Source organism: Streptococcus mitis, assembly GCF_965111735.1.
GTDB classification, from domain to species: domain Bacteria; phylum Bacillota; class Bacilli; order Lactobacillales; family Streptococcaceae; genus Streptococcus; species Streptococcus mitis_DR.
This window is the reverse complement of the sequence record NZ_OZ217346.1, coordinates 1,554,029-1,574,983: the sequence shown is the minus strand read 5'-3', so window position 1 is coordinate 1,574,983 and position 20,955 is coordinate 1,554,029. Positions and strand designations below refer to the sequence as shown.

The following is a 20,955-nucleotide window of genomic DNA, read 5'->3' as shown; positions in this document are numbered from 1 at the left end:
TATAGATGATATGGGACTTTTTTTCTACAACAAAATAGGCTCCATAATATCTATAGGGGATTTACCCACTACAAATATTATAGAGCCGGTTTTTTTTATTCTAGTATCCAACTCTTCGAAAAAGCGTTATAATGATATTAAGAAGTAGTTAAAGAAAGTGAGGTTGATGATGGCTTATATTGAGATGAAACACTGTTACAAGCGTTATCAGGTTGGGGATACGGAGATTGTGGCTAATCGCGATGTGAATTTTGAGATTGAAAAGGGTGAATTGGTTATCATTCTAGGTGCATCTGGTGCGGGCAAGTCAACGGTTCTTAACCTTCTTGGGGGAATGGATACCAATGATGAGGGGGAAATCTGGATTGATGGTGCAAATATTGCAGACTACAATTCCCACCAGAGAACCAATTACCGCCGCAATGATGTCGGTTTTGTTTTTCAGTTTTATAATCTAGTTTCCAATCTAACCGCTAAGGAAAATGTGGAACTGGCTTCTGAAATCGTAACAGATGCCTTGGATCCTGAGCAGGTCTTGACAGATGTAGGTCTGGCTCATCGTCTTAATAACTTTCCAGCCCAGCTTTCTGGAGGGGAGCAACAGCGAGTCTCCATTGCACGCGCTGTAGCCAAAAATCCTAAAATTCTCCTCTGTGATGAGCCTACTGGAGCCTTGGATTATCAGACGGGTAAGCAGGTTTTGAAAATTCTCCAAGACATGTCTCGTCAAAAGGGAGCGACGGTGATTATCGTGACCCATAATAGCGCGCTAGCGCCCATTGCTGATCGGGTGATTCACATGCGTGATGCGACTGTTATGAGAGTAACAATCAATGAGCATCCACAGGCTATCGATACATTGGAGTATTAGCATGAAAAAAACATACCGAAAAGACTTGCTCCAGTCGGTGACTGCTTCCAAGGGACGCTTTTTATCTATCTTGACCTTGATGATGCTGGGTTCTTTAGCCCTAGTTGGCCTCAAAGTGACTAGTCCAAATATGGAACGTACGGCAGAAGATTATCTTCGTAAAGCAAATACCTTGGATCTGGCCGTGATAGCTGATTATGGCTTGGATAAAAAGGATCAAGACGAACTAAAGACCCTTCAAGGGGCAAGTGTTGAGTTTGGCTATATGGCAGACCTAACCGTTGAAAATAGTGAAGAAGCGGTTCGACTTTATTCTAAGCCAGAGGGAATTTCAACTTTTCAAGTGACAGAAGGGCGACTGCCAGAAGCTGATGAGGAAATTGCCTTGGCAGATTTCTGGAAAGACCGCTATCAGATTGGGCAGACTATCACCTTTAGTAAGAAAGAAGAAGGGAAGACCGTCATAAAATCCCAATCTTTCACCATTACTGGATTTGTTCAGTCGGGTGAGATACTTTCTCAAGAAGACTTGGGAGGGGCTAGTAGTGGAAATGGAAGCTTGGCTGGCTATGGAGTGATTGTAGCCAGTCAGTTTGATACAGAAGTGTATAGTATTGCGCGTGTGCGCTATGATGATTTAAAAAATTTGGATGCTTTTTCATCAGACTATAGAAGCAAACGAGATCAACATCAGGAAGCATTGCAAGACTTGCTGGCTGATAATGGTCAAAAACGATTGGCAAGCATCAAAACAAATGGGCAAAAGAGCTTGGAAGAGGGAAAAGTAGAACTCCAAACAGCTGAAAGTAACCTTCAAAAAGGCAAGAGTCAGTTAGAACATGCTGAAAGTCGATTGAAAACGCAAGAAGAACAAGTGACCGCTTTGCCTGAGCCTCAAAAGAGTCAAGCCAAGGAGCAATTGACAAAAGCTAAGGAAGAATTGGCTACAGAAAAAGAAAAAAAGGCTCAGACAGAGAGTAATCTAGCCAAGGAAAAAGAGAAGCTTGAACAACACCAGAAAGAGCTTGATGAACTGGCAGAGCCTACTTACCATGTATACAACCGCCAAACCATGCCAGGTGGTCAAGGCTATCTCATGTACAATAACGCTTCAGCAAGTATTCGTTCTGTCGGGAATATCTTTCCCGTGGTGCTTTTTATGGTTGCTGCAATGGTAACCTTTACAACTATGACTCGCTTTGTGGATGAAGAGCGTACCAATGCTGGTATTTTCAAGGCCCTAGGTTACCAGAATAAAGATATTGTTGCCAAGTTTGTCCTCTATGGTTTTCTTGCAGGAACTGTGGGAACCGTTTTAGGAACGCTTCTAGGACATTATCTCCTTGCAGGCGTGATTTCGGATGTTATAACAGCTGGAATGGTCGTTGGGAAAAGTCAGGAGTATTTCTATTGGTCTTATAGCCTTCTTGCCCTGGCCTTAAGTTGGGTATCCAGTTTCTTACCGGCTTATCTAGTGGCACGGAGGGAATTGCACGATGAAGCAGCCCAACTTTTGCTGCCCAAACCTCCTGTTAAAGGATCAAAGATTTTGCTGGAACGCCTGAACTTTATTTGGAGTCGTTTGAGCTTCACTCATAAGGTTACGGCGCGAAATATCTTCCGTTATAAGCAACGGATGTTGATGACCATTTTTGGAGTTGCGGGTTCGGTTGCTCTCCTATTTGCAGGTCTTGGCATTCAGTCTTCTGTGGGAGGAGTTGTCGAGCGTCAATTTGAACAAATCCAGCAATACCAGATGATTGTAGCGGAAAAGAGCAGTGTAGCGGAGAAAGAAAAAGCAGACCTAGAAAGTGCCTTGCAATCTGAGCCTATCCATGCTTACCAAAAAATCTATTCTAAATCCATTGAAAAAGATTTCAAAGGAAAAGCAGGACTTCAGACTATCACCATAATGGTCACAAGCAGAGAAAATTTTAAACCCTTTATCGCATTAGAGGAAAATGGCCAAGAGGTGCAGGTCATAGATGGAGCCGTCGTGAGTCAAAAACTAGCTCAACTAGCAGGTGTTACGGTTGGAGATAAGCTGGAGCTTGATGGAAAAGAAATTAGGGTCGCGGCTATTTCTGAAAACTATGTTGGACACTTTGTTTATCTCAACCGAGCGACATACGAACAAGTCTACGGTACCAGTCCGAAAGACAATACCTACCTAGTAAAATTAAAAGAGCCAACACCATCCAATACGGAGAAAGAAGCTGCGGCCTTTATGAAAAAAACTGCTGTTTCTGGGGTGGTCCAAAATGCAACGGCTATCCACCTCTTTGAATCTGTAGCCAATTCTCTCAATAAAACCATGGCAATCCTTATCCTTGTTTCCGTCTTGCTAGCCATTGTCATTCTTTACAATCTCACCAATATCAATGTGGCAGAACGTATCCGTGAACTTTCGACCATCAAGGTTCTCGGTTTGGTAGCTGGCTACTATTTACATCAATTTTTGATTCAAATGATCTCACCTGCCACCATACTTTTTTATCCACGAGTCAGCTGGGAAGTCTATGCTCTTCCAATCGTCGCAGTGACTGTGATCTTAGTCTTACTGGGTCTCTTTGTCAATCACCACTTGAGAAAGGTGGATATGCTTGAATCCCTGAAATCAGTAGAGTAAATCAAGTTTTTAAAAAGTAAATCTGTTGACAAAGTCTCTGCTTCTTGGTAGAATAAGAACTGTCGTAAAGACAAATAACTTCTTCTTGGTTACAGGCATGCCAACCTGTCACTCGGATGAAGCCAAATAAAAAGGAGAAACATCATGGCAATCTCAAAAGAGAAAAAAAATGAAATCATCGCACAATATGCACGTCACGAAGGTGATACAGGTTCAGTAGAGGTTCAAGTTGCTGTCCTTACTTGGGAAATCAACCACCTTAACGAACACATCAAACAACACAAAAAAGACCACGCTACTTACCGTGGATTGATGAAAAAAATCGGTCGCCGTCGTAACTTGCTTGCATACTTGCGTAAAAACGACGTTAACCGTTACCGTGAGTTGATCAACTCTCTAGGACTTCGTCGCTAATTCAAGATACAAAGGCCGTCAAAAGCACAAAGCAAAAATAGGAAAATTGACGAAGAAACTTCAGTTTCTAGGAAATTTTATCTTTTTTGCCAAGTGCTTAGGCCGTGTTCAATTGAGCATATCTTGATAATGAAGCTACTCTAAATTGGGTAGCTTTTTTACTTTTGTCACCTTACCTTGATATGCTCAAGTATAATCTTTGGTTACGGTTCCTAGCACTGTAAGGTAAAATAAACCAGAATGATCTTCCTTCGGGGAGATTTTTTTGTTTCACTGAAAGTTTCGTACATTCTTCTCCTCGCCGTCTAGTCTATAAACGTTTTATCCAGCAAGAATCATGATGCTAAGGGCGTAAGAAATCCGTATGAAAATAGGGAAACGACACCGTGTTCGATGAACACAAGGAGTTTCATCTTTTTCACTAGGATTTTAGCCCGGGCTCAAATCAGCTCTCGGACTTCAGAGGGCTTTTTTATTGAGGTTTTATCGGTCACAATTTTGGAGACTACAAAAACCTCAAATGGTATCAGCTAATTACACCATAAAGGTGCGTAGCTACTCGGCTTGAAAAGCCGAGTAGCTGTCTGCAAGCCCCTTCGGAGAGCCCACACTTTACGAAGTAAAGTATAGTATGTTATACTCTACATGGAAGTAGTTACTGAATTCCAGTTAGAAATTACTTTGTAACTACGTTTTGAGGAGGAGTAAAATGCTTTCCTATGTTCGACATTACCCACTAGCGATAGCTAAATTAATGTGTCTGTGCTCTCCTAAAATCTGCTGATTTATTACTGACTAATACAGGAGGTTTTTATGGGACAGACAATCATATCTGCTATTGGTGTTTATATTTCCACCAGTATCGATTATTTAATTATTTTATTTATTTTATTTGCACAGCTATCACAGAATAAACAAAAATGGCATATTTATGCGGGGCAATATCTAGGCACAGGCTTACTTGTAGGGGCGAGTTTAGTTGCTGCTTATGTCGTTAATTTCGTGCCTGAAGAATGGATGGTTGGATTGCTTGGTTTAATCCCTATCTATTTAGGGATTCGCTTTGCAATTGTTGGAGAAGGTGAGGAAGAAGAGGAAGAAGAGGAAGAAATTATTGAAAGATTAGAACAAAGCAAGGCAAATCAACTGTTTTGGACAGTTACATTGCTGACAATTGCGTCTGGCGGAGATAATTTAGGTATCTATATACCTTATTTTGCTTCGTTAGATTGGTCACAGACCCTCGTGGCGTTGCTTGTGTTTGTAATCGGCATAATTATCTTATGCGAGATTAGTCGGGTGTTATCCTCTATTCCGTTAATATTCGAGACAATTGAAAAATACGAGCGAATCATTGTGCCCTTAGTATTCATTCTACTTGGACTATACATCATGTATGAAAATGGCACGATAGAGACTTTTCTGACCGTGTAGATTTTTTTGTTTCACTAGGATTTTATCCCGAGCTCAAATTGGCTCTCTGATTTTCAGAGGGCTTTTTATGTTGTCACCTTACCTCGACATACTCAAGTTTAATCTTCGGTTACGGTTCCTAGCACAATAAAACCAACTATATTCATTTGTTCTCATCTTGTTACGCAGTTGAAAATATGGTATACTTTTTCATGAGAATTTTCTAAATTTTTAAGATTCTATCATAGGAGGTTTGCATGCTTTCCAAATTTTCTGGAAGCCGACAAGACCAGCAATTTGTGTTACTTTTAGTTATTTTGCTAGCTACTTTAGGGATTTCTCTCTTTCTAGCAGTTTCAATGGGATCTGTTGCAATTGATCTAGGAGATACCTATCGGATTATTTTGAGCAGATTAGGATTTCCTCTTGAGATAGGAGAGGTTTCCAAGTCCACTCTTGTCATTGTATGGAACATGAGATTTCCCCGAGTATTGTTAGGTCTGATAGTGGGAGCAGGCCTTTCTATGTGTGGTAGCGTGATGCAGTCCACAGTGAACAATCCCATCGCTGAGCCTTATGTCTTAGGAATATCTGCGGGTGCAACTCTAGGGGCAACTTTGAGCATCATTCTTGGTTTAAAAGTGATGATTAGCCTTGGAGCTTTTCTTGGAGCTATTTTGGCAACAATTTCTGTCCTCATCATTGCCTCTATGCAGGGAAGGATGACGACTTCTAGTCTGATTTTATCAGGAACGGTGGTCAATGCTCTCTTTCTGGCTTTTTCAAACTTTATTATCTCAGTTGGTGCTAATGCGGACAGTGTGATGACCATTAAGTTTTGGACCATGGGCTCGCTTGCTGGGACTACCTGGGCAGACTTGGTCCTGCCAACTATAGTAGTAGGAATAGCCTTTCTATTTTTCTCTACTCAGTATCGTGTTTTCAATGCGATGATGATGGGAGATGAGGCTGCTTTAACTTTGGGGATTCCCTTACGCTTTTATTGGTATCTTTATGTGACAATGGTGGCTGTGCTGACAGCAGTCTTAGTGGCAACCTGTGGGATTATTGGATTTGTTGGTCTAATTACTCCTCACTTAGCTCGAGGGTTAGTAGGAACGAATTACAAGAGGCTTTTTCCTGTTGCAACCTTGATGGGTTCCCTCTTTGTCATCTGGGCAGACGTACTCTCTCGTATCATCATTCCAAACGCAGAGCTTCCTATTGGTATTTTCACAGCCTTAGTAGGTGCTCCCTTCTTTATCTATATTGTTGGAGGTAGGCGAAGGGAGGTGAGGGTCTGATATGGACTTGATTTGTCAGGATATCCATTTTGGACTAGGAGAGAAAAAAATCCTCAAAGGAGTCTCTCTTAAGGTTGAGGGGAATCAATTTCACACGATATTAGGACCAAATGGAAGCGGAAAAACCAGCTTGCTTAAACTCCTCTATCGTCAGGAAAAGGCGGACAAAGGCTTGATAAGCCTAGATGGAAAGCCGCTGGATCATTGGTCACTCAAAGAAACAGCCAAGCAAATGGCAGTTGTGACCCAGTTTAACCAACTGCAGTTTGATTGTACAGTTGAAGAAATCGTCTTGCTGGGAAGAACTCCCCACCTCTCTTTTTTACAGAAGGAAAGGGAAAGGGATTATGCGCTCGTTCAAGATGCCCTCGTCAAGGTGGATATGCTTGAGAAGAAAACTCGTCTCTATTCGTCTCTGTCAGGGGGAGAGAAACAGCGAGTCTTACTAGCCCGCGCCTTGGTGCAAGAACCGACTCTCTTGCTCCTGGACGAGCCAACCAATCACTTGGATATCAAGTATCAGCTAGACTTGTTGGCCATTGTGAAGAATCTCAAGGTCAATGTTCTAGCTGTCCTGCATGATATTCAACTTGCTTGTCGCTATTCAGATTATCTCTATCTAATGAAAGAGGGAGAAATCCTTTACCAAGGGACTCCAAAGGAGACCATCACCCCTGAGTCATTGCAAACTGTATACGGAGTTCAAAGTCAGGTGACTTGGACCGAGGATCAGCAAGCAATGATTCACTATTTATAAGAATGAAAAGGAAAACAAGATGAAAAAAACACTCAGTATTTTACTCGTGACAGTAGCTACCTTAACTTTGGCAGCTTGTGGTAACACTACTACAGAAAAGGCTACCACACAGTCTAGTACAGAAACAAGTCAAAAGGCGAGCGCAGAGACGACTTATCCGCTAACTATCAAAACTTATGATGCTAAAGGAAATGAAGTCGAACAAGTTTTTGACAAGACACCTGAAAAAGTTATTACAAACAATCTTTCAACCACTGAAATCTTATTGGAGTTGGGGTTGAAGGATAAAATTGCTGGCATGCTCAATCCAGACAATGCTGTGACGGACAAATACAAGGACGCGATTGCGACTATTCCTCAAATCGGGGATAAAAAAACAGTCTCACAAGAGACAGTCCTTTCTTATGAGCCAGACGCTTTGATGGGTCGAAACATGATGTTTTCTGAAAAGTCCTTGGGGACAGTTAGCACTTGGAATGAAAATAAAATCCCAGTTTATACACAAAAAGCTTCTCTCTCAACAATTCAGCAAGATTTGGGGAATATCGTAGAAGATGTCAAAAATCTTGGAATGATTTTTAATGTTCAGGACAAGGCTAATGAATACGCAGCACAATTACAAACTAAAATTGACGCTGTTAAGAAAGCAAACCCAGCAAGTCAAGGTGAAAAGAAAAAGGCTTTGATTATGGTTGCTTATAATGATCAAACCTTTGGTGCCTACAAGTCTGCTTTGCAAGAAAGTTTGCTGAACCAACTTGGTTATACAAACGTTGCAACGGGAACATCAGGCTTGACCTTGGAAAATCTCGTGTCAATGGATCCTGAATTGATTATCTATGTAACCAGCGACCGCAATAAAAAATTGGATGAAAAAGCAGTAGAGTTGATGAAGGCAAATGCTGTTTTGGAAAGCGTTCCTGCAATTAAGAATCAAAAAATCATGAACATCTCTTACGATGAATTGATGGACTATGGTCCAGCAGTGGTTGATTCCCTTGAGAAAATCAATGACTTTATCAATAAATAATGAGTTTGATTGGGAAGGAATTCAAGTCAAAATCAGCCTTCCTTCGACTTATGATCCCAATCAAATCTATCCAGTGATTCTCTTGAATGATGGAAACTTGGACTTCTTATCGTCCCTTTCTGAATCTGTGATTTTAGTGGGCTTGACTTCCAAAAATCGCTTAGACGACTACACTCCCTGGGCGACATCGGCTCTGAGAGATGGGACTCCAGATTTTAGAGGTCAGGCCAACGCCTATCATGATCATTTATTTGGAGGTCTTTTAGACAAGCTGCAGTCGCTTTATCGCCTGGACGAAACTCGCCTTGCTTATGGAGGGTATTCACTAGGTGGTTTGGCGGCAGTCTACAGTCTTTTCAGCTTTGACAAGGTTTCCTGTGTCTTTTCGATCTGCGGTTCCTTTTGGTATCCTGATTTTGTGACCTACTGCAAGGAAGAAAAGGTGAAAAATTTGGATTGTTTGCTGTATTTACAGAATGGGCAAACAGAAGGAGCCAATCATAGCAATCGCTTGGCTCAAGCACCGGTCTATGCTGAACAGATCCATACCAGTCTTCAGAAACACTATCCGACTGGCCAGTTTGTCTTTGATTTCTATGGGCACCATGAGCAGGTGGATGAACGATTTCTAGCCTTTTCTAGCTGGTTGGCCCAAAAATGGAAAATCAAATAAAAGAATTATCCCTTGGCTTTTGCCAAGGGATTGTTGTATTTTTTAACCAAGAGCCTCTCTTTTCTTATCTGGATTCCAGACGAAGCTTGCGATAAAGCTAAAGATGATAGTTAGGATAGCGAGGATAATGGCAAGGATAAGAGCAGGAATGCGGATAAACCACCAGAGTGGGTTTGGTTTTTTATCATTGTGCCATTGTTTAGTTTCTTGGTCCAGACGTTGGAATTCTGCTTGGATACGATTGGCGACTGTTTCAATGCCCTCATCATTCATTTTCTTGATATCTGAGATATCAATTGGATTTCCAAAGTTTATATCGACACGTTCACGGCTAACCAAGCCCTTCAAGGTCATAGGACCTGTATAGGTAACAGGCATGATTCGGACCTTGGCCATTTTGGCAATCAGGGCTACGCCACCCTTGACATCGTTTGAGTGACGGCTTCCACTTGGAAACATGATGAGAGAGCGGTCACTTTTTTTGAGGACATTGATAGGGTATTTGATGGCAGAGGCGCTAGGATTTTCCCGGTCGATAGGAAAGGCACCACACATACGAATCCACCATCCAAAGATACGGTTGGTAAAGAGTTCTTTTTTTGCCATAAAGATGAACTGTTTTGGCTTGGTCGCAAAGGCCATGTAAACAGGATCCCACCAGGTACGGTGAGGGGCAACCAAAATATAATTTTCATCTTGATTAGGAATTTTATCAGTATTATGATAGTGGGCATTGCCATTGATGGACCATAGGAGCAAGACAACCAATCCACGTAAATAAGTATAAAACATGCGATCTCCTTCGATTATTTTCTTGTTATTATTATACCTTATCAAAGAAGGGCTGGCAAACTTTTCCCTTGACCAGATGCATATTTGGGATGAGATTAGAATTCTTTTAGAAAAAATGATATGATAGAATTTATGGATAAAAATAAGATTATGGGATTAACCCAAAGAGAAGTCAAGGAAAGACAGACTAAGGGCTTGGTCAATGATTTTACTGCATCGGCCAGTACTAGCACTTGGCAAATCGTTAAACGAAATGTCTTTACCCTTTTTAACGCTTTGAACTTTGCCATTGCTTTGGCACTAGCCTCTGTGCAGGCTTGGAGCAATCTGGTCTTCTTTGCCGTTATCTGTTTTAACGCTTTTTCTGGGATTGTGACCGAGCTGCGGGCTAAACACATGGTGGACAAGCTCAATCTCATGACCAAGGAAAAGGTTAAAACCATTCGTGATGGCCAAGAAGTAGCTCTGAATCCTGAAGAATTGGTGTTAGGAGATGTCATTCGTTTGTCTGCAGGAGAGCAGATTCCTAGTGATGCCTTGGTTTTGGAAGGCTTTACGGAGGTTAATGAAGCCATGCTAACGGGAGAAAGTGATTTGGTGCAAAAGGAAGTGGATGCCTTGCTCTTGTCAGGAAGTTTCTTGGCTAGTGGGGCAGTTTTGGCTCAAGTTCACCATGTTGGGGCTGATAACTATGCTGCCAAACTCATGCTGGAAGCCAAGACCGTTAAACCAATCAACTCTCGTATCATGAAATCGCTGGACAAGTTAGCAGGTTTTACTGGAAAGATTATCATTCCTTTTGGTCTGGCTCTCTTGCTAGAAGCCTTGATGTTAAAAGGCTTGCCTCTTAAGTCGTCCGTTGTAAACTCGTCTACAGCCCTTTTGGGGATGTTACCTAAGGGAATTGCCCTTTTGACCATTACTTCGCTCTTGACTGCAGTTATCAAGCTAGGTTTGAAAAAGGTTTTGGTGCAGGAGATGTACTCTGTTGAAACCTTGGCGCGTGTGGATATGCTCTGTTTGGACAAGACGGGCACCATCACCCAAGGAAAGATGCAGGTAGAGGCTGTTCTTCCGTTGACGGAAACTTATGGTGACGAGGCTATTGCTAGCATCCTGACAAGCTATATGGCCCATAGTGAGGATAAGAATCCAACAGCTCAAGCTATTCGCCAGCGTTTCCAAGGTCAGGTAGCCTATCCTATGCTTTCCAATCTTCCCTTCTCTAGCGACCGCAAGTGGGGAGCCATAGAGTTAGAAGGTTTGGGGACAGTTTTTTTAGGGGCGCCTGAGATGTTGCTGGCTTCTGAGGTCCCAGAAGCCAGAGAGGCTCTAGAGAGAGGATCACGTGTCTTGGTCTTGGCACTCAGTCAGGAGAAATTAGACCATCACAAGCCACAGAAACCATCTGATATTCAGGCTCTGGCCCTGCTGGAAATCTTGGATCCGATTCGAGAGGGAGCAGCAGAGACGTTGGACTATCTCCGTTCTCAGGAAGTGGGTCTCAAGATCATCTCTGGTGACAATCCAGTTACGGTGTCCAGTATTGCCCAGAAGGCTGGTTTTGCGGACTATCATAGCTATGTAGATTGCTCGAAAATCACGGATGAGGAATTGATTACTATGGCTGAGGAGACAGCTATTTTCGGACGTGTTTCCCCTCATCAAAAGAAACTCATTATCCAAACACTGAAAAAAGCGGGGCATACAACAGCTATGACAGGAGACGGAGTCAATGATATTCTCGCCCTTCGTGAGGCGGATTGTTCTATCGTGATGGCGGAAGGGGATCCGGCGACGCGTCAGATTGCCAATCTGGTTCTCTTGAACTCAGACTTTAATGATGTTCCTGAGATTCTCTTTGAAGGTCGTCGCGTGGTCAATAACATTGCCCATATCGCCCCGATTTTCTTGATAAAGACCATCTATTCTTTCTTGCTCGCAGTTATCTGTATCGCCAGTGCTCTTCTGGGACGATCTGAGTGGATCTTGATCTTCCCTTTCATTCCGATCCAGATTACCATGATTGACCAGTTCGTGGAAGGTTTCCCACCATTCGTTCTGACTTTTGAGCGAAATATCAAACCTGTTGAGCCAAACTTCCTCAGAAGATCCATGCTTCGTGCTCTACCAAGTGCTCTCATGGTTGTGTTCAGCGTTCTTTTTGTGAAAATATTTGGAAGTAGCCAAGGTTGGTCTGAGTTAGAAATCTCAACTCTACTCTATTATCTCTTGGGGTCAATTGGTTTCTTATCCGTATTTAGAGCCTGCATGCCATTTACCCTATGGCGTGTCCTCTTGATTGTTTGGTCAGTAGGAGGCTTCCTAGCTACAGCTCTCTTCCCAAGAATTCAAAAACTACTTGAAATTTCAACCTTAACAGGACAAACATTACCTGTTTATGGTGTCATGATGTTGGTCTTTACCGTGATTTTCATTTTGACCAGTCGCTACCAAGCTAGAAAATAAAGAAAGGCTGCAATCTGTGGATTGCGGTCTTTTTAGGTACAAGATTGCCAGCTGAAATGTGGTATAATAAGAGGTAATAGAGTTTGGAAAGTGAGAGAAGATGATTTCAAAGAGATTAGAATTAGTGGCTTCCTTTGTGCCACAGGGAGCCATTTTACTAGATGTGGGGAGTGACCATGCTTATCTGCCTATCGAGTTGGTCGAAAGAGGACAAATCAAAAGTGCCATTGCAGGTGAGGTTGTAGAAGGTCCCTACCAGTCCGCGGTTAAAAATGTTGAAAGTCACGGGTTAAAGGAGAAAATCCAAGTCCGTTTAGCAAATGGCTTGGCAGCCTTTGAAGAGGCAGATAAGGTATCGGTCATTACCATTGCTGGTATGGGTGGTCGTTTGATTGCCAGGATTTTAGAAGAAGGCTTGGACAAGTTAGCTAATGTAGAGCGTTTAATCCTCCAACCCAATAATCGTGAAGACGACTTGCGTATCTGGCTACAAGAGAACGAATTTCAGATTGTAGCTGAAAGTATCTTAGAAGAGGCTGGCAAGTTTTACGAGATTTTGGTGGTGGAAGCAGGACAAATGAAGCTATCAGCTAGTGATGTTCGCTTTGGTCCCTTCTTGTCCAAAGAGGTCAGTCCAGTCTTTGTCCAAAAATGGCAAAAAGAAGCTGTTAAGCTAGAGTTTGCCCTCGGACAAATCCCAGAAAAAAATCTGGAAGAACGTCAAGTTCTAGTAGATAAAATTCAAGCCATCAAGGAGGTTCTCCATGTTAGCAAGTGAAGTGATTAATGCGTATGAAGCCTTTTGCCCTCAGGAATTTTCCATGGAGGGAGACAGTCGTGGTCTGCAAATTGGTACTTTAGACAAGGATATCCAAAGGGTCATGGTGGCTCTCGATATTCGTGAAGAAACGGTGGTTGAAGCCATTGAAAAGGGTGTAGACTTGATTATTGTCAAGCATGCGCCGATTTTCCGTCCCATCAAGGATTTGGTAGCTAGCCGTCCACAAAATCAGATTTACATTGATTTGATAAAGCATGACATCGCAGTTTATGTCAGCCATACCAATATTGACATCGTTGAAAATGGCCTCAATGATTGGTTCTGTCAGATGCTAGGTATCGAGGAAACGACTTATCTGCAGGAGACAGGTCCTGAACGTGGAATTGGACGTATTGGGAATGTTCAGCCTCAGACATTTGGGGAATTGGCCCAGCATGTCAAGCAAGTCTTTGGTTTAGATAGCCTTCGATTGGTGCATTATCAAGAGAGAGATTTGCAGAAGCCTATTTCAAGAGTGGCCATCTGTGGTGGTAGCGGGCAGTCTTTCTATAAGGATGCTTTGGCAAAGGGGGCAGATGTTTATATCACTGGTGATATTTACTACCACACTGCTCAGGATATGCTGTCTGATGGCTTGCTAGCCTTGGACCCAGGTCACTATATCGAAGTGCTTTTTGTAGAAAAAATTGCAGAGCTTCTTAATCAATGGAAAGAGGAAAAAGGCTGGACTATTGATATCTTACCTAGTCAAGCATCGACCAATCCTTTCCACCATATCTAGTTAGAAGGTGAAGACAATGAAAAAAGTTGCCATTATTGGAGCAGGGATTGTAGGTGCAACAGCTGCCTACTACCTCTCGAAAGAAAGTGATCTAGAAGTAACAGTCTTTGATCATGGACAAGGTCAGGCTACTAAGGCCGCAGCAGGAATTATCAGCCCCTGGTTTTCCAAACGCCGCAATAAGGCCTGGTACAAAATGGCGCGCTTGGGGGCTGACTTTTATGTGGATTTATTAGCAGATTTAGAGAAGTCAGGACAAGAAATCGACTTTTACCAGCGTTCGGGAGTCTTTCTCCTGAAAAAGGATGAAACTAAGTTGGAAGAACTCTATCAACTAGCCCTCCAGCGTAGAGAAGAATCTCCTTTGATAGGGCAATTAGCCATTCTGGACTCAGCATCAGCTAATGAATTATTCCCTGGCTTGCAGGAATTTGATCACCTGCTCTATGCTTCTGGTGGAGCGAGAGTAGATGGCCAACTTTTAGTGACTCGTTTGCTGGAAGCCAGTCACGTCAAGCTGGTCAAAGAAAAAGTGACTCTGATACCTTTAGCATCAGGTTACCAGATTGACGAAGAGGTGTTTGATCAGGTTATTTTGGCGATGGGAGCTTGGTTGGGACATCTGTTAGAGCCTTTAGGTTATGAAGTAGATGTTCGTCCCCAAAAGGGGCAACTCCGAGATTATCAACTTGCCCAAGACATGGAAGCTTACCCTGTTGTTATGCCAGAAGGGGAGTGGGATTTGATTCCTTTTGCAGGTGGGAAATTATCCCTAGGCGCTACCCATGAAAATGATATGGGATTTGATTTGACGGTAGATGAAACCTTACTCCAACAAATGGAGGAGGCAGCCTTGCCTCACTATCCAGTTTTAGTTAGAGCGACTTCAAGAGCTGAGCGTGTAGGAATCCGAGCCTATACCAGTGATTTCTCACCTTTCTTTGGACAGGTACCTGGCTTAGAAGGTGTCTATGCAGCCAGTGGCCTAGGTTCATCAGGCCTCACAACGGGTCCTATCATTGGTTACCATCTAGCTCAACTGATCCAAGACAAGGAGTTGACCTTGGATCCTCTAAGCTACCCAATTGAAAACTATGTCAAACGAGTAAAAGGCGAATAAGATTTTACTGAAATTTTAGCTCACTCCCTAGGATGGCAAATGACATTCCCTATCAAAAATGGTAAAATAAGAAAAAATCCGAGAATCGAGGAAAGAAGATGCAAGAAAAGATTTTGGTAACGGGTGGAGCTGGTTTTATCGGAACCCACACTGTTATTGAGTTAATCCAAGCAGGTCATCAGGTTGTTGTGGTGGATAACCTTGTCAACAGCAACCGTAAAAGTTTAGAAGTTGTTGAAAGAATCACAGGAGTTGAAGTGCCTTTCTATGAGGCAGATATCCGTGATACGGATACTCTCAGAGATATTTTCAAGCAAGAAGAACCAACGGGTGTCATTCACTTTGCTGGTTTGAAGGCTGTGGGGGAATCTACCCGTATCCCTCTTGCCTATTATGACAACAATATCGCAGGAACTGTTAGCCTTTTGAAAGTCATGGAAGAAGCCAACTGTAAAAACATCATTTTCAGTTCTTCTGCGACAGTTTATGGAGATCCTCATACAGTGCCAATCTTGGAAGATTTCCCACTTTCAGTGACCAATCCATACGGTCGCACTAAGCTTATGCTAGAGGAAATTTTAACGGATATTTACAAAGCAGACTCAGAATGGAATGTTGTCTTGCTTCGTTATTTCAATCCAATCGGAGCCCATGAGAGTGGTGATTTGGGAGAAAATCCAAACGGTATTCCAAACAACCTCTTGCCATATGTAACTCAAGTAGCCGTTGGGAAATTAGAGCAAGTGCAAGTGTTTGGAGACGATTACGATACGGAAGACGGAACTGGTGTTCGTGACTATATCCACGTTGTCGATTTAGCTAAAGGTCACGTTGCAGCTTTGAAAAAAATTCAAAAAGGTTCAGGTCTAAACGTTTATAACCTTGGAACAGGTAAAGGCTACTCAGTTCTTGAAATTATCCAAAACATGGAAAAAGCAGTGGGACGTCCCATTCCTTACCGCATTGTGGACCGTCGCCCAGGTGACATCGCAGCCTGCTACTCAGATCCAGCAAAAGCCAAAGCAGAACTCGATTGGGAAGCAGAACTAGATATCACCCAAATGTGTGAAGACGCATGGCGTTGGCAAAGCAAGCATCCAAATGGATTTGAAGACTAAGATGGTGATGTCAATCATTGTCCCCTGTCTAAACGAAGAGGAAGTACTTCCTCTTTTTTATCAGGCTTTGGAAACTTTACTTCCAGATTTGGAAACAGAAATCGAGTATGTCTTTGTCGATGATGGATCAAACGATGGAACCTTGGAACTTTTAAAGGCCTATCGGGAGCAAAATCCGGCAGTACATTATATTTCTTTCTCTCGAAATTTTGGCAAAGAAGCGGCTCTGTATGCAGGTTTGCAATATGCGACAGGAGATCTGGTGGTGGTAATGGATGCAGACCTCCAAGATCCTCCTAGTATGTTGCTTGAGATGAAAGCCTTACTAGATCAGAATGCAGACTTGGACTGCGTTGGAACACGGAGAACTAGTCGGGAGGGAGAACCCTTCTTTCGCAGTTTCTGCGCCAATCTCTTTTACCGCCTCATGCAAAAAATCAGTCCAGTAGCCCTGCCGTCAGGTGTTCGTGATTTTCGCATGATGAGAAGGTCTGTAGTCGATGCCATTTTAAGTTTGACCGAGTCTAATCGTTTTTCTAAAGGAATCTTTGCTTGGGTGGGTTTTAAAACCCACTATCTGGACTATCCAAATGTCGAAAGGCAGGCTGGCAAGACCAGTTGGAGTTTTAGGCACCTCTTTTTCTACTCCATTGAAGGGATTGTTAATTTTTCAGATTTTCCCTTGATTATCGCCTTTGTGGCTGGTCTCCTATCTTGTTTTATTTCTCTGCTTATGACCTTTTTTGTTGTGGTTCGGACTCTCATTTTGGGCAATCCGACATCAGGTTGGACCTCTCTGATGGCTGTTATTCTCTTTCTTGGAGGCATTCAACTCTTGACCATTGGGATTCTCGGTAAGTACATCAGTAAGATCTATCTAGAGACTAAAAAAAGACCACTTTATCTTATCAAAGAAAAAAGTGATGATAGGCTAAAAAAAGATAGAATTTATCTGACATAGTCACTTTTTGTTATTTGTAATTCTTTTAGTTCGGAGTTTGGGTGATTTTTAAAAGAATTAGGGATTTGAAATGATTTAAAAAATCTATGTAGACTAAATTTAAATTGTAGTGACTTAATAAATAAAAAATTTAGGAGTATTATGTTATGTTAAGTAAAGAGGATTATACTGAAGAAATCGAGCTAATAAAGAAACAAAATTATGTAGAGGCTGAATTGTATCCTATAGTTGCTGATATAATTAAGCCAACTTTAAAAGATAGTTTATCAAAAAGATATGTCTTCGGAAGACAAAGACGTGGTTTGGGACAAATTTATTATGGTCTAAGTAATTTTCCTGATATAGTTATTTTAGATAAGACTTATGAAAACAAATCTAGGAAAAGTATAAAAATTGAAGAATGGAAGAAACTTCGAGGATGCTTGGAAGTTAAGAATTTAAATCATCCTTTAATTACAGAGGAAGAAATCAAATCAACCATATCGAACAGTTTTGAACATATAACTGGAGAGATGGGACAACTTATTGGAGACCTTTTATGGTATAAAAAAGTAATTTATACAAATGGAATTGAATGGAGATTTCTAAGTTTAGATGACAAGGAAGAGATAGATAATACAATTGTTGAAGTAGTTAACAAAAGAATAGAAACAGAAGAAGCGGGAAATTCTTTTGATTGGTGGAAGAATATTAAAGATTTATCGTTCAATTATACGGATATATATTTATCTAAAGATTGTATACAAGAGTGGGACGAATTTGTAAAGAAAGTAAAGGAAATAGAATGGTAGGAGTCTATTCTCATTGAGAAATTTAGATTATAAGTCGCAGTAAGATTTATCTAGAGACTAAAAAAAGACCACTTTATCTTATCAAAGAAAAAAGTGACCTTCCTGATTTTACAGAAAAAAATAAAGAGAAAAGACTATAATTTTGCATGGAAATATGCTAAACTAGAAGGAGTGGAACGTTCTTGTTGATATTAGACTTGATCTTTAATCAAGGCACGTGTCGGACAGTTTCTAACAGCTTCTACGACGTCTTGGCTAGGAGAGATTTCTTTTTCTAGTTGGTCGGGATCATCGTAAAAACGCACAATTCCATTATCGTGGTAATCAAATAATTCAGAATAAGTTTGGCAAAGCCCACAGGCAATACAACGTTCAGGTATAAGTGTGATTTTCATATTTATATTGTAATAAGAAAAGTAAAAAAAAACAAGGAGTAAGGTATGGCAAAAGAACCGTGGCAAGAAGATATTTATGAGAATCAAGAAGAAACAAGATCAGAACGTCGTAAGAGAGAACAAGGTGGAGGAGTCATTGCTAATCGTATCTTAACTATTTTAGCAAGTATTTTCTTTGTGATTGTAGTCGTAATGATTATTGTTCTTATCTATCTTTCGTCAGGTGGGAGTAATCGCACAGTAGCCTTGAAAGATTTTCACGATTCGGATGCAAATGTAGTACAGATTTCATCTTCAAGTAGCTCCCAGCCTGAACAGAGTTCAGAATCAGAATCTTCTTCTGAACACTCGGAGGAAGCTACAGATCCAGAAGGGACGACAAAAGTCTTGGCTGGAGAAGGAGAAGCAGCTATTGCAGCTCGCGCTGGGATCTCGATTGCTCAGTTAGAAGCCTTGAATCCTGGGCACATGGCTACAGGATCTTGGTTTGCTAATCCAGGTGATGTTGTTAAAATCAAATAGGAGTTGATATGAAAACCATTCAAATTGCTATTGACGGCCCTGCTTCAAGTGGTAAGAGTACGGTCGCAAAGATTATTGCCAAGGATTTTGGATACACCTACCTAGATACAGGTGCTATGTATCGTGCAGCCACCTACATGGCCCTCAAGAACCAATTAGGAGTAGAAGAAATCGAAGCACTTTTAGCTTTGTTGGACCAGCACCCAATTAGTTTTGGACGCTCAGAAACTGGAGACCAGCTTGTTTTTGTAGGAGATGTGGATATTACTCATCCTATCCGTGAAAATGAAGTGACTAATCATGTTTCTGCTATTGCAGCAATTCCTCAAGTGCGTGAGAAACTAGTTTCTCTCCAGCAAGAGATTGCCCAGCAAGGTGGGATTGTTATGGATGGTCGCGATATTGGGACTATTGTATTGCCACAAGCAGAGTTGAAAATTTTCCTAGTAGCCTCTGTTGATGAGAGAGCAGAGCGCCGTTATAAGGAAAATGTTGCCAAGGGAATTGAAACAGACCTTGAAACCCTAAAAGAGGAAATTGCTGCGCGTGACTACAAGGATAGTCATCGTGAGACTTCGCCTCTCAAACAAGCAGAGGATGCTGTCTACCTTGATACAACTGGTTTGAACATCCAAGAAGTAGTTGAAAAAATCAAAGCAGAAGCTAAAAAAATGCATGTCCTAGGGACAGGAGAAGAACCTGAGACAAAATAGTTCTCAGCCACAAAAAAGCTAGAGATTTCCAATTGCGGAACTCTAGCTTTTTAATTTGGCTCTTTGTCAACTGTAGTGGGTTGAAGAAAAGCTAAGCTCGAGAAAGGACAAATTTCGTCCTTTCTTTTTTGATGTTTAGAGCGATAAAAATCCTTTTTTTGAAGTTTTCAAAGTTTCGAAATCCAAAGGCATTGCGCTTGATAAGTTTGATGAGATTATTGGTCGCTTCTAATTTGGCGTTTGAATAGGGTAGTTGAAGGGCATTGACAATTTTCTCTTTGTCCTTTAGAAAGGTTTTAAAGACAGTCTGAAAAAAGAGTATGAACCAGCTTAAGGTTGTCCTCAATGAGTCCGAAGAATTTCTCCGGCTCCTTATTCTGAAAGTGAAACAGCAAGAGTTGATAGAGATGGTAGTGGTGTTTCAAGTCCTCTGAATAGCCCAAAAGCTTGTCTAAAATCTCTTTATTCGTCAAGTGCATGCGAAAAGTAGGACGATAAAAACGTTTATCGCTAAGTTTACGACTATCCTGTTGGATGAGTTTCCAGTAGCGCTTGATAGCCTTGTATTCATGAGACTTTCGATGAAACTGATTTATGATTTGGACACGCACACGACTCATAGCACGGCTTAAGTGTTGAATAATGTGAAAGCGATTTAGAACGATTTTAGCACACGGAAAAAGTTTTCTAACTAAGTCATAGTAGGGACTAAACATATCCATAGTAATGATTTTCACCTGACAACGAACGGCTCTATCGTATAGAAGAAAGTGATTTCGGATGACAGCTTGTGTTCGTCCCTCAAGAACAGTGATGATATTAAGATTATCAAAATCTTGCGCAATGAAACTCATCTTTCCCTTTGTAAAGGTATACTCGTCCCAGGACATAATCTGTGGAAGGCGAGAAAAATCATGCTTAAAGTGAAAGTCATTGAGCTTGCGAATAACAGTTGAAGTTGAAATGCCAAGCTGATGAGCAATATCGGTCAAAGAAGTCTTTTCAATCAGCTTTTGAGCAATTTTTTGATTAATGATACGAGGGATTTGATGATTTTTCTTTACTAGAGGAGTCTCAGTGACCGTCATTTTAGAGCACTGATAGCACTTAAAACGGCGTTTTTTAAGGAGAATTCTAGTAGGCATACCAGTTGTTTCGAGGTAAGGGATCTTAGACGGTTTTTGAAAGTCATATTTCTTCATTTGACTTCCACAATCAGGACAAGATGGGGCATCGTAGTCCAATTTAGCAATGATTTCCCTGAGTGTATCCCTATTGATGATATCTATAATTTGGATATTGGGGTCTTTAATGTCGAGTAGTTTTGTGATAAAATGTAATTGTTCCATATGATTCTTTCTAATGATAGTTTGGTCGCTTTTCATTATAGATGATATGGGACTTTTTTTCTACAACAAAAT

The 20,955-nt window shown here is 41.4% G+C and carries 20 protein-coding genes and 1 pseudogene; 18 read left to right on the top strand and 3 right to left on the bottom strand.

What is annotated here, in order from left to right:
* The first annotated feature begins 169 nt into the window (after positions 1–169).
* From ACLV7W_RS07520 to ACLV7W_RS07485, 8 genes are all read left to right on the top strand, one after another.
* Entirely contained in the window at positions 170–871 is a 702-nt protein-coding gene (locus ACLV7W_RS07520) for an ABC transporter ATP-binding protein (protein WP_153209869.1), read from the top strand.
* Positions 867–3,500, top strand: a complete 2,634-nt coding sequence (locus tag ACLV7W_RS07515) for an FtsX-like permease family protein (protein WP_411865939.1) — start codon at positions 867–869, stop codon at positions 3,498–3,500. Before ACLV7W_RS07520 ends, ACLV7W_RS07515 begins: the two co-directional genes overlap by 5 nt.
* 144 nt (positions 3,501–3,644) lie before the next feature.
* Complete coding sequence (rpsO, locus tag ACLV7W_RS07510) at positions 3,645–3,914, top strand: 30S ribosomal protein S15 (protein WP_001018251.1); 270 nt, start codon at positions 3,645–3,647, stop codon at positions 3,912–3,914.
* Between the two features lie 813 nt (positions 3,915–4,727).
* Positions 4,728–5,348: a CadD family cadmium resistance transporter gene (locus ACLV7W_RS07505; protein ID WP_000531713.1), complete on the top strand. Its 621-nt coding sequence runs from the start codon at positions 4,728–4,730 to the stop codon at positions 5,346–5,348.
* 236 nt (positions 5,349–5,584) lie between these two features.
* A complete protein-coding gene (locus ACLV7W_RS07500; protein WP_411865719.1) occupies positions 5,585–6,631 on the top strand; it encodes a FecCD family ABC transporter permease in 1,047 nt (348 codons plus the stop codon).
* Position 6,632: 1 nt separating this feature from the next.
* The gene (locus ACLV7W_RS07495) at positions 6,633–7,388 is read left to right on the top strand and encodes an ABC transporter ATP-binding protein (RefSeq protein WP_049551329.1); all 756 of its coding nucleotides are present in this window, start codon (positions 6,633–6,635) and stop codon (positions 7,386–7,388) included.
* A 19-nt stretch (positions 7,389–7,407) separates the two neighbouring features.
* On the top strand, positions 7,408–8,418 hold the full coding sequence (locus tag ACLV7W_RS07490; RefSeq protein WP_411865718.1) for an ABC transporter substrate-binding protein: 1,011 nt from the start codon (positions 7,408–7,410) through the stop codon (positions 8,416–8,418).
* Complete coding sequence (locus ACLV7W_RS07485) at positions 8,399–9,091, top strand: alpha/beta hydrolase-fold protein (RefSeq protein WP_411865717.1); 693 nt, start codon at positions 8,399–8,401, stop codon at positions 9,089–9,091. Before ACLV7W_RS07490 ends, ACLV7W_RS07485 begins: the two co-directional genes overlap by 20 nt.
* Before the next feature lie 42 nt (positions 9,092–9,133).
* On the opposite strand, the gene ACLV7W_RS07480 is transcribed toward ACLV7W_RS07485, so the two are convergent.
* Positions 9,134–9,883, bottom strand: coding sequence for a lysophospholipid acyltransferase family protein (locus ACLV7W_RS07480; RefSeq protein ID WP_411865716.1), 750 nt, complete (start codon positions 9,881–9,883; stop codon positions 9,134–9,136).
* A gap of 132 nt (positions 9,884–10,015) precedes the next feature.
* Between ACLV7W_RS07480 and ACLV7W_RS07475 the strand changes: the two genes are divergently transcribed.
* The 8 genes and pseudogenes from ACLV7W_RS07475 to ACLV7W_RS07440 all read left to right on the top strand — a co-directional run.
* A complete protein-coding gene (locus ACLV7W_RS07475; RefSeq protein WP_411865938.1) occupies positions 10,016–12,352 on the top strand; it encodes a cation-translocating P-type ATPase in 2,337 nt (778 codons plus the stop codon).
* Between the two features lie 100 nt (positions 12,353–12,452).
* Complete coding sequence (locus ACLV7W_RS07470) at positions 12,453–13,130, top strand: tRNA (adenine(22)-N(1))-methyltransferase (RefSeq protein WP_064275968.1); 678 nt, start codon at positions 12,453–12,455, stop codon at positions 13,128–13,130.
* On the top strand, positions 13,117–13,914 hold the full coding sequence (locus ACLV7W_RS07465) for a Nif3-like dinuclear metal center hexameric protein (protein WP_049502397.1): 798 nt from the start codon (positions 13,117–13,119) through the stop codon (positions 13,912–13,914). Before ACLV7W_RS07470 ends, ACLV7W_RS07465 begins: the two co-directional genes overlap by 14 nt.
* A 16-nt stretch (positions 13,915–13,930) precedes the next feature.
* The gene (locus ACLV7W_RS07460) at positions 13,931–15,034 is read left to right on the top strand and encodes an NAD(P)/FAD-dependent oxidoreductase (protein ID WP_411865715.1); all 1,104 of its coding nucleotides are present in this window, start codon (positions 13,931–13,933) and stop codon (positions 15,032–15,034) included.
* A 98-nt stretch (positions 15,035–15,132) separates the two neighbouring features.
* A complete protein-coding gene (galE, locus tag ACLV7W_RS07455; protein WP_261011136.1) occupies positions 15,133–16,152 on the top strand; it encodes a UDP-glucose 4-epimerase GalE in 1,020 nt (339 codons plus the stop codon).
* Position 16,153: 1 nt separating this feature from the next.
* Positions 16,154–17,113: a glycosyltransferase family 2 protein gene (locus ACLV7W_RS07450; RefSeq protein WP_411865714.1), complete on the top strand. Its 960-nt coding sequence runs from the start codon at positions 16,154–16,156 to the stop codon at positions 17,111–17,113.
* A 146-nt stretch (positions 17,114–17,259) separates the two neighbouring features.
* Complete coding sequence (locus tag ACLV7W_RS07445) at positions 17,260–17,904, top strand: hypothetical protein (protein ID WP_261096466.1); 645 nt, start codon at positions 17,260–17,262, stop codon at positions 17,902–17,904.
* A gap of 38 nt (positions 17,905–17,942) precedes the next feature.
* Positions 17,943–18,044: pseudogene (locus ACLV7W_RS07440) on the top strand (glycosyltransferase); the annotation flags it as partial.
* Positions 18,045–18,095: 51 nt separating this feature from the next.
* Here ACLV7W_RS07440 and ACLV7W_RS07435 read toward each other — a convergent pair.
* Entirely contained in the window at positions 18,096–18,299 is a 204-nt protein-coding gene (locus ACLV7W_RS07435) for a ferredoxin (RefSeq protein ID WP_167745193.1), read from the bottom strand.
* Between the two features lie 45 nt (positions 18,300–18,344).
* On the opposite strand from ACLV7W_RS07435, the gene ACLV7W_RS07430 reads away from it, so the two are divergent.
* Together ACLV7W_RS07430 and cmk are read left to right on the top strand one after the other, a co-directional pair.
* The gene (locus ACLV7W_RS07430) at positions 18,345–18,821 is read left to right on the top strand and encodes an SAG1386/EF1546 family surface-associated protein (RefSeq protein WP_153209855.1); all 477 of its coding nucleotides are present in this window, start codon (positions 18,345–18,347) and stop codon (positions 18,819–18,821) included.
* Positions 18,822–18,829: 8 nt separating this feature from the next.
* Complete coding sequence (cmk, locus tag ACLV7W_RS07425) at positions 18,830–19,534, top strand: (d)CMP kinase (protein ID WP_153209854.1); 705 nt, start codon at positions 18,830–18,832, stop codon at positions 19,532–19,534.
* 91 nt (positions 19,535–19,625) lie between these two features.
* Here the strand turns inward: cmk and ACLV7W_RS07420 are convergent.
* A protein-coding gene (locus tag ACLV7W_RS07420; RefSeq protein ID WP_411865713.1) for an ISL3 family transposase occupies positions 19,626–20,883 on the bottom strand; the annotation gives its coding sequence in 2 pieces (ribosomal slippage) (positions 19,626–19,847 and positions 19,849–20,883; 1,257 coding nt in all).
* Between the last annotated feature and the right edge of the window lie 72 nt (positions 20,884–20,955).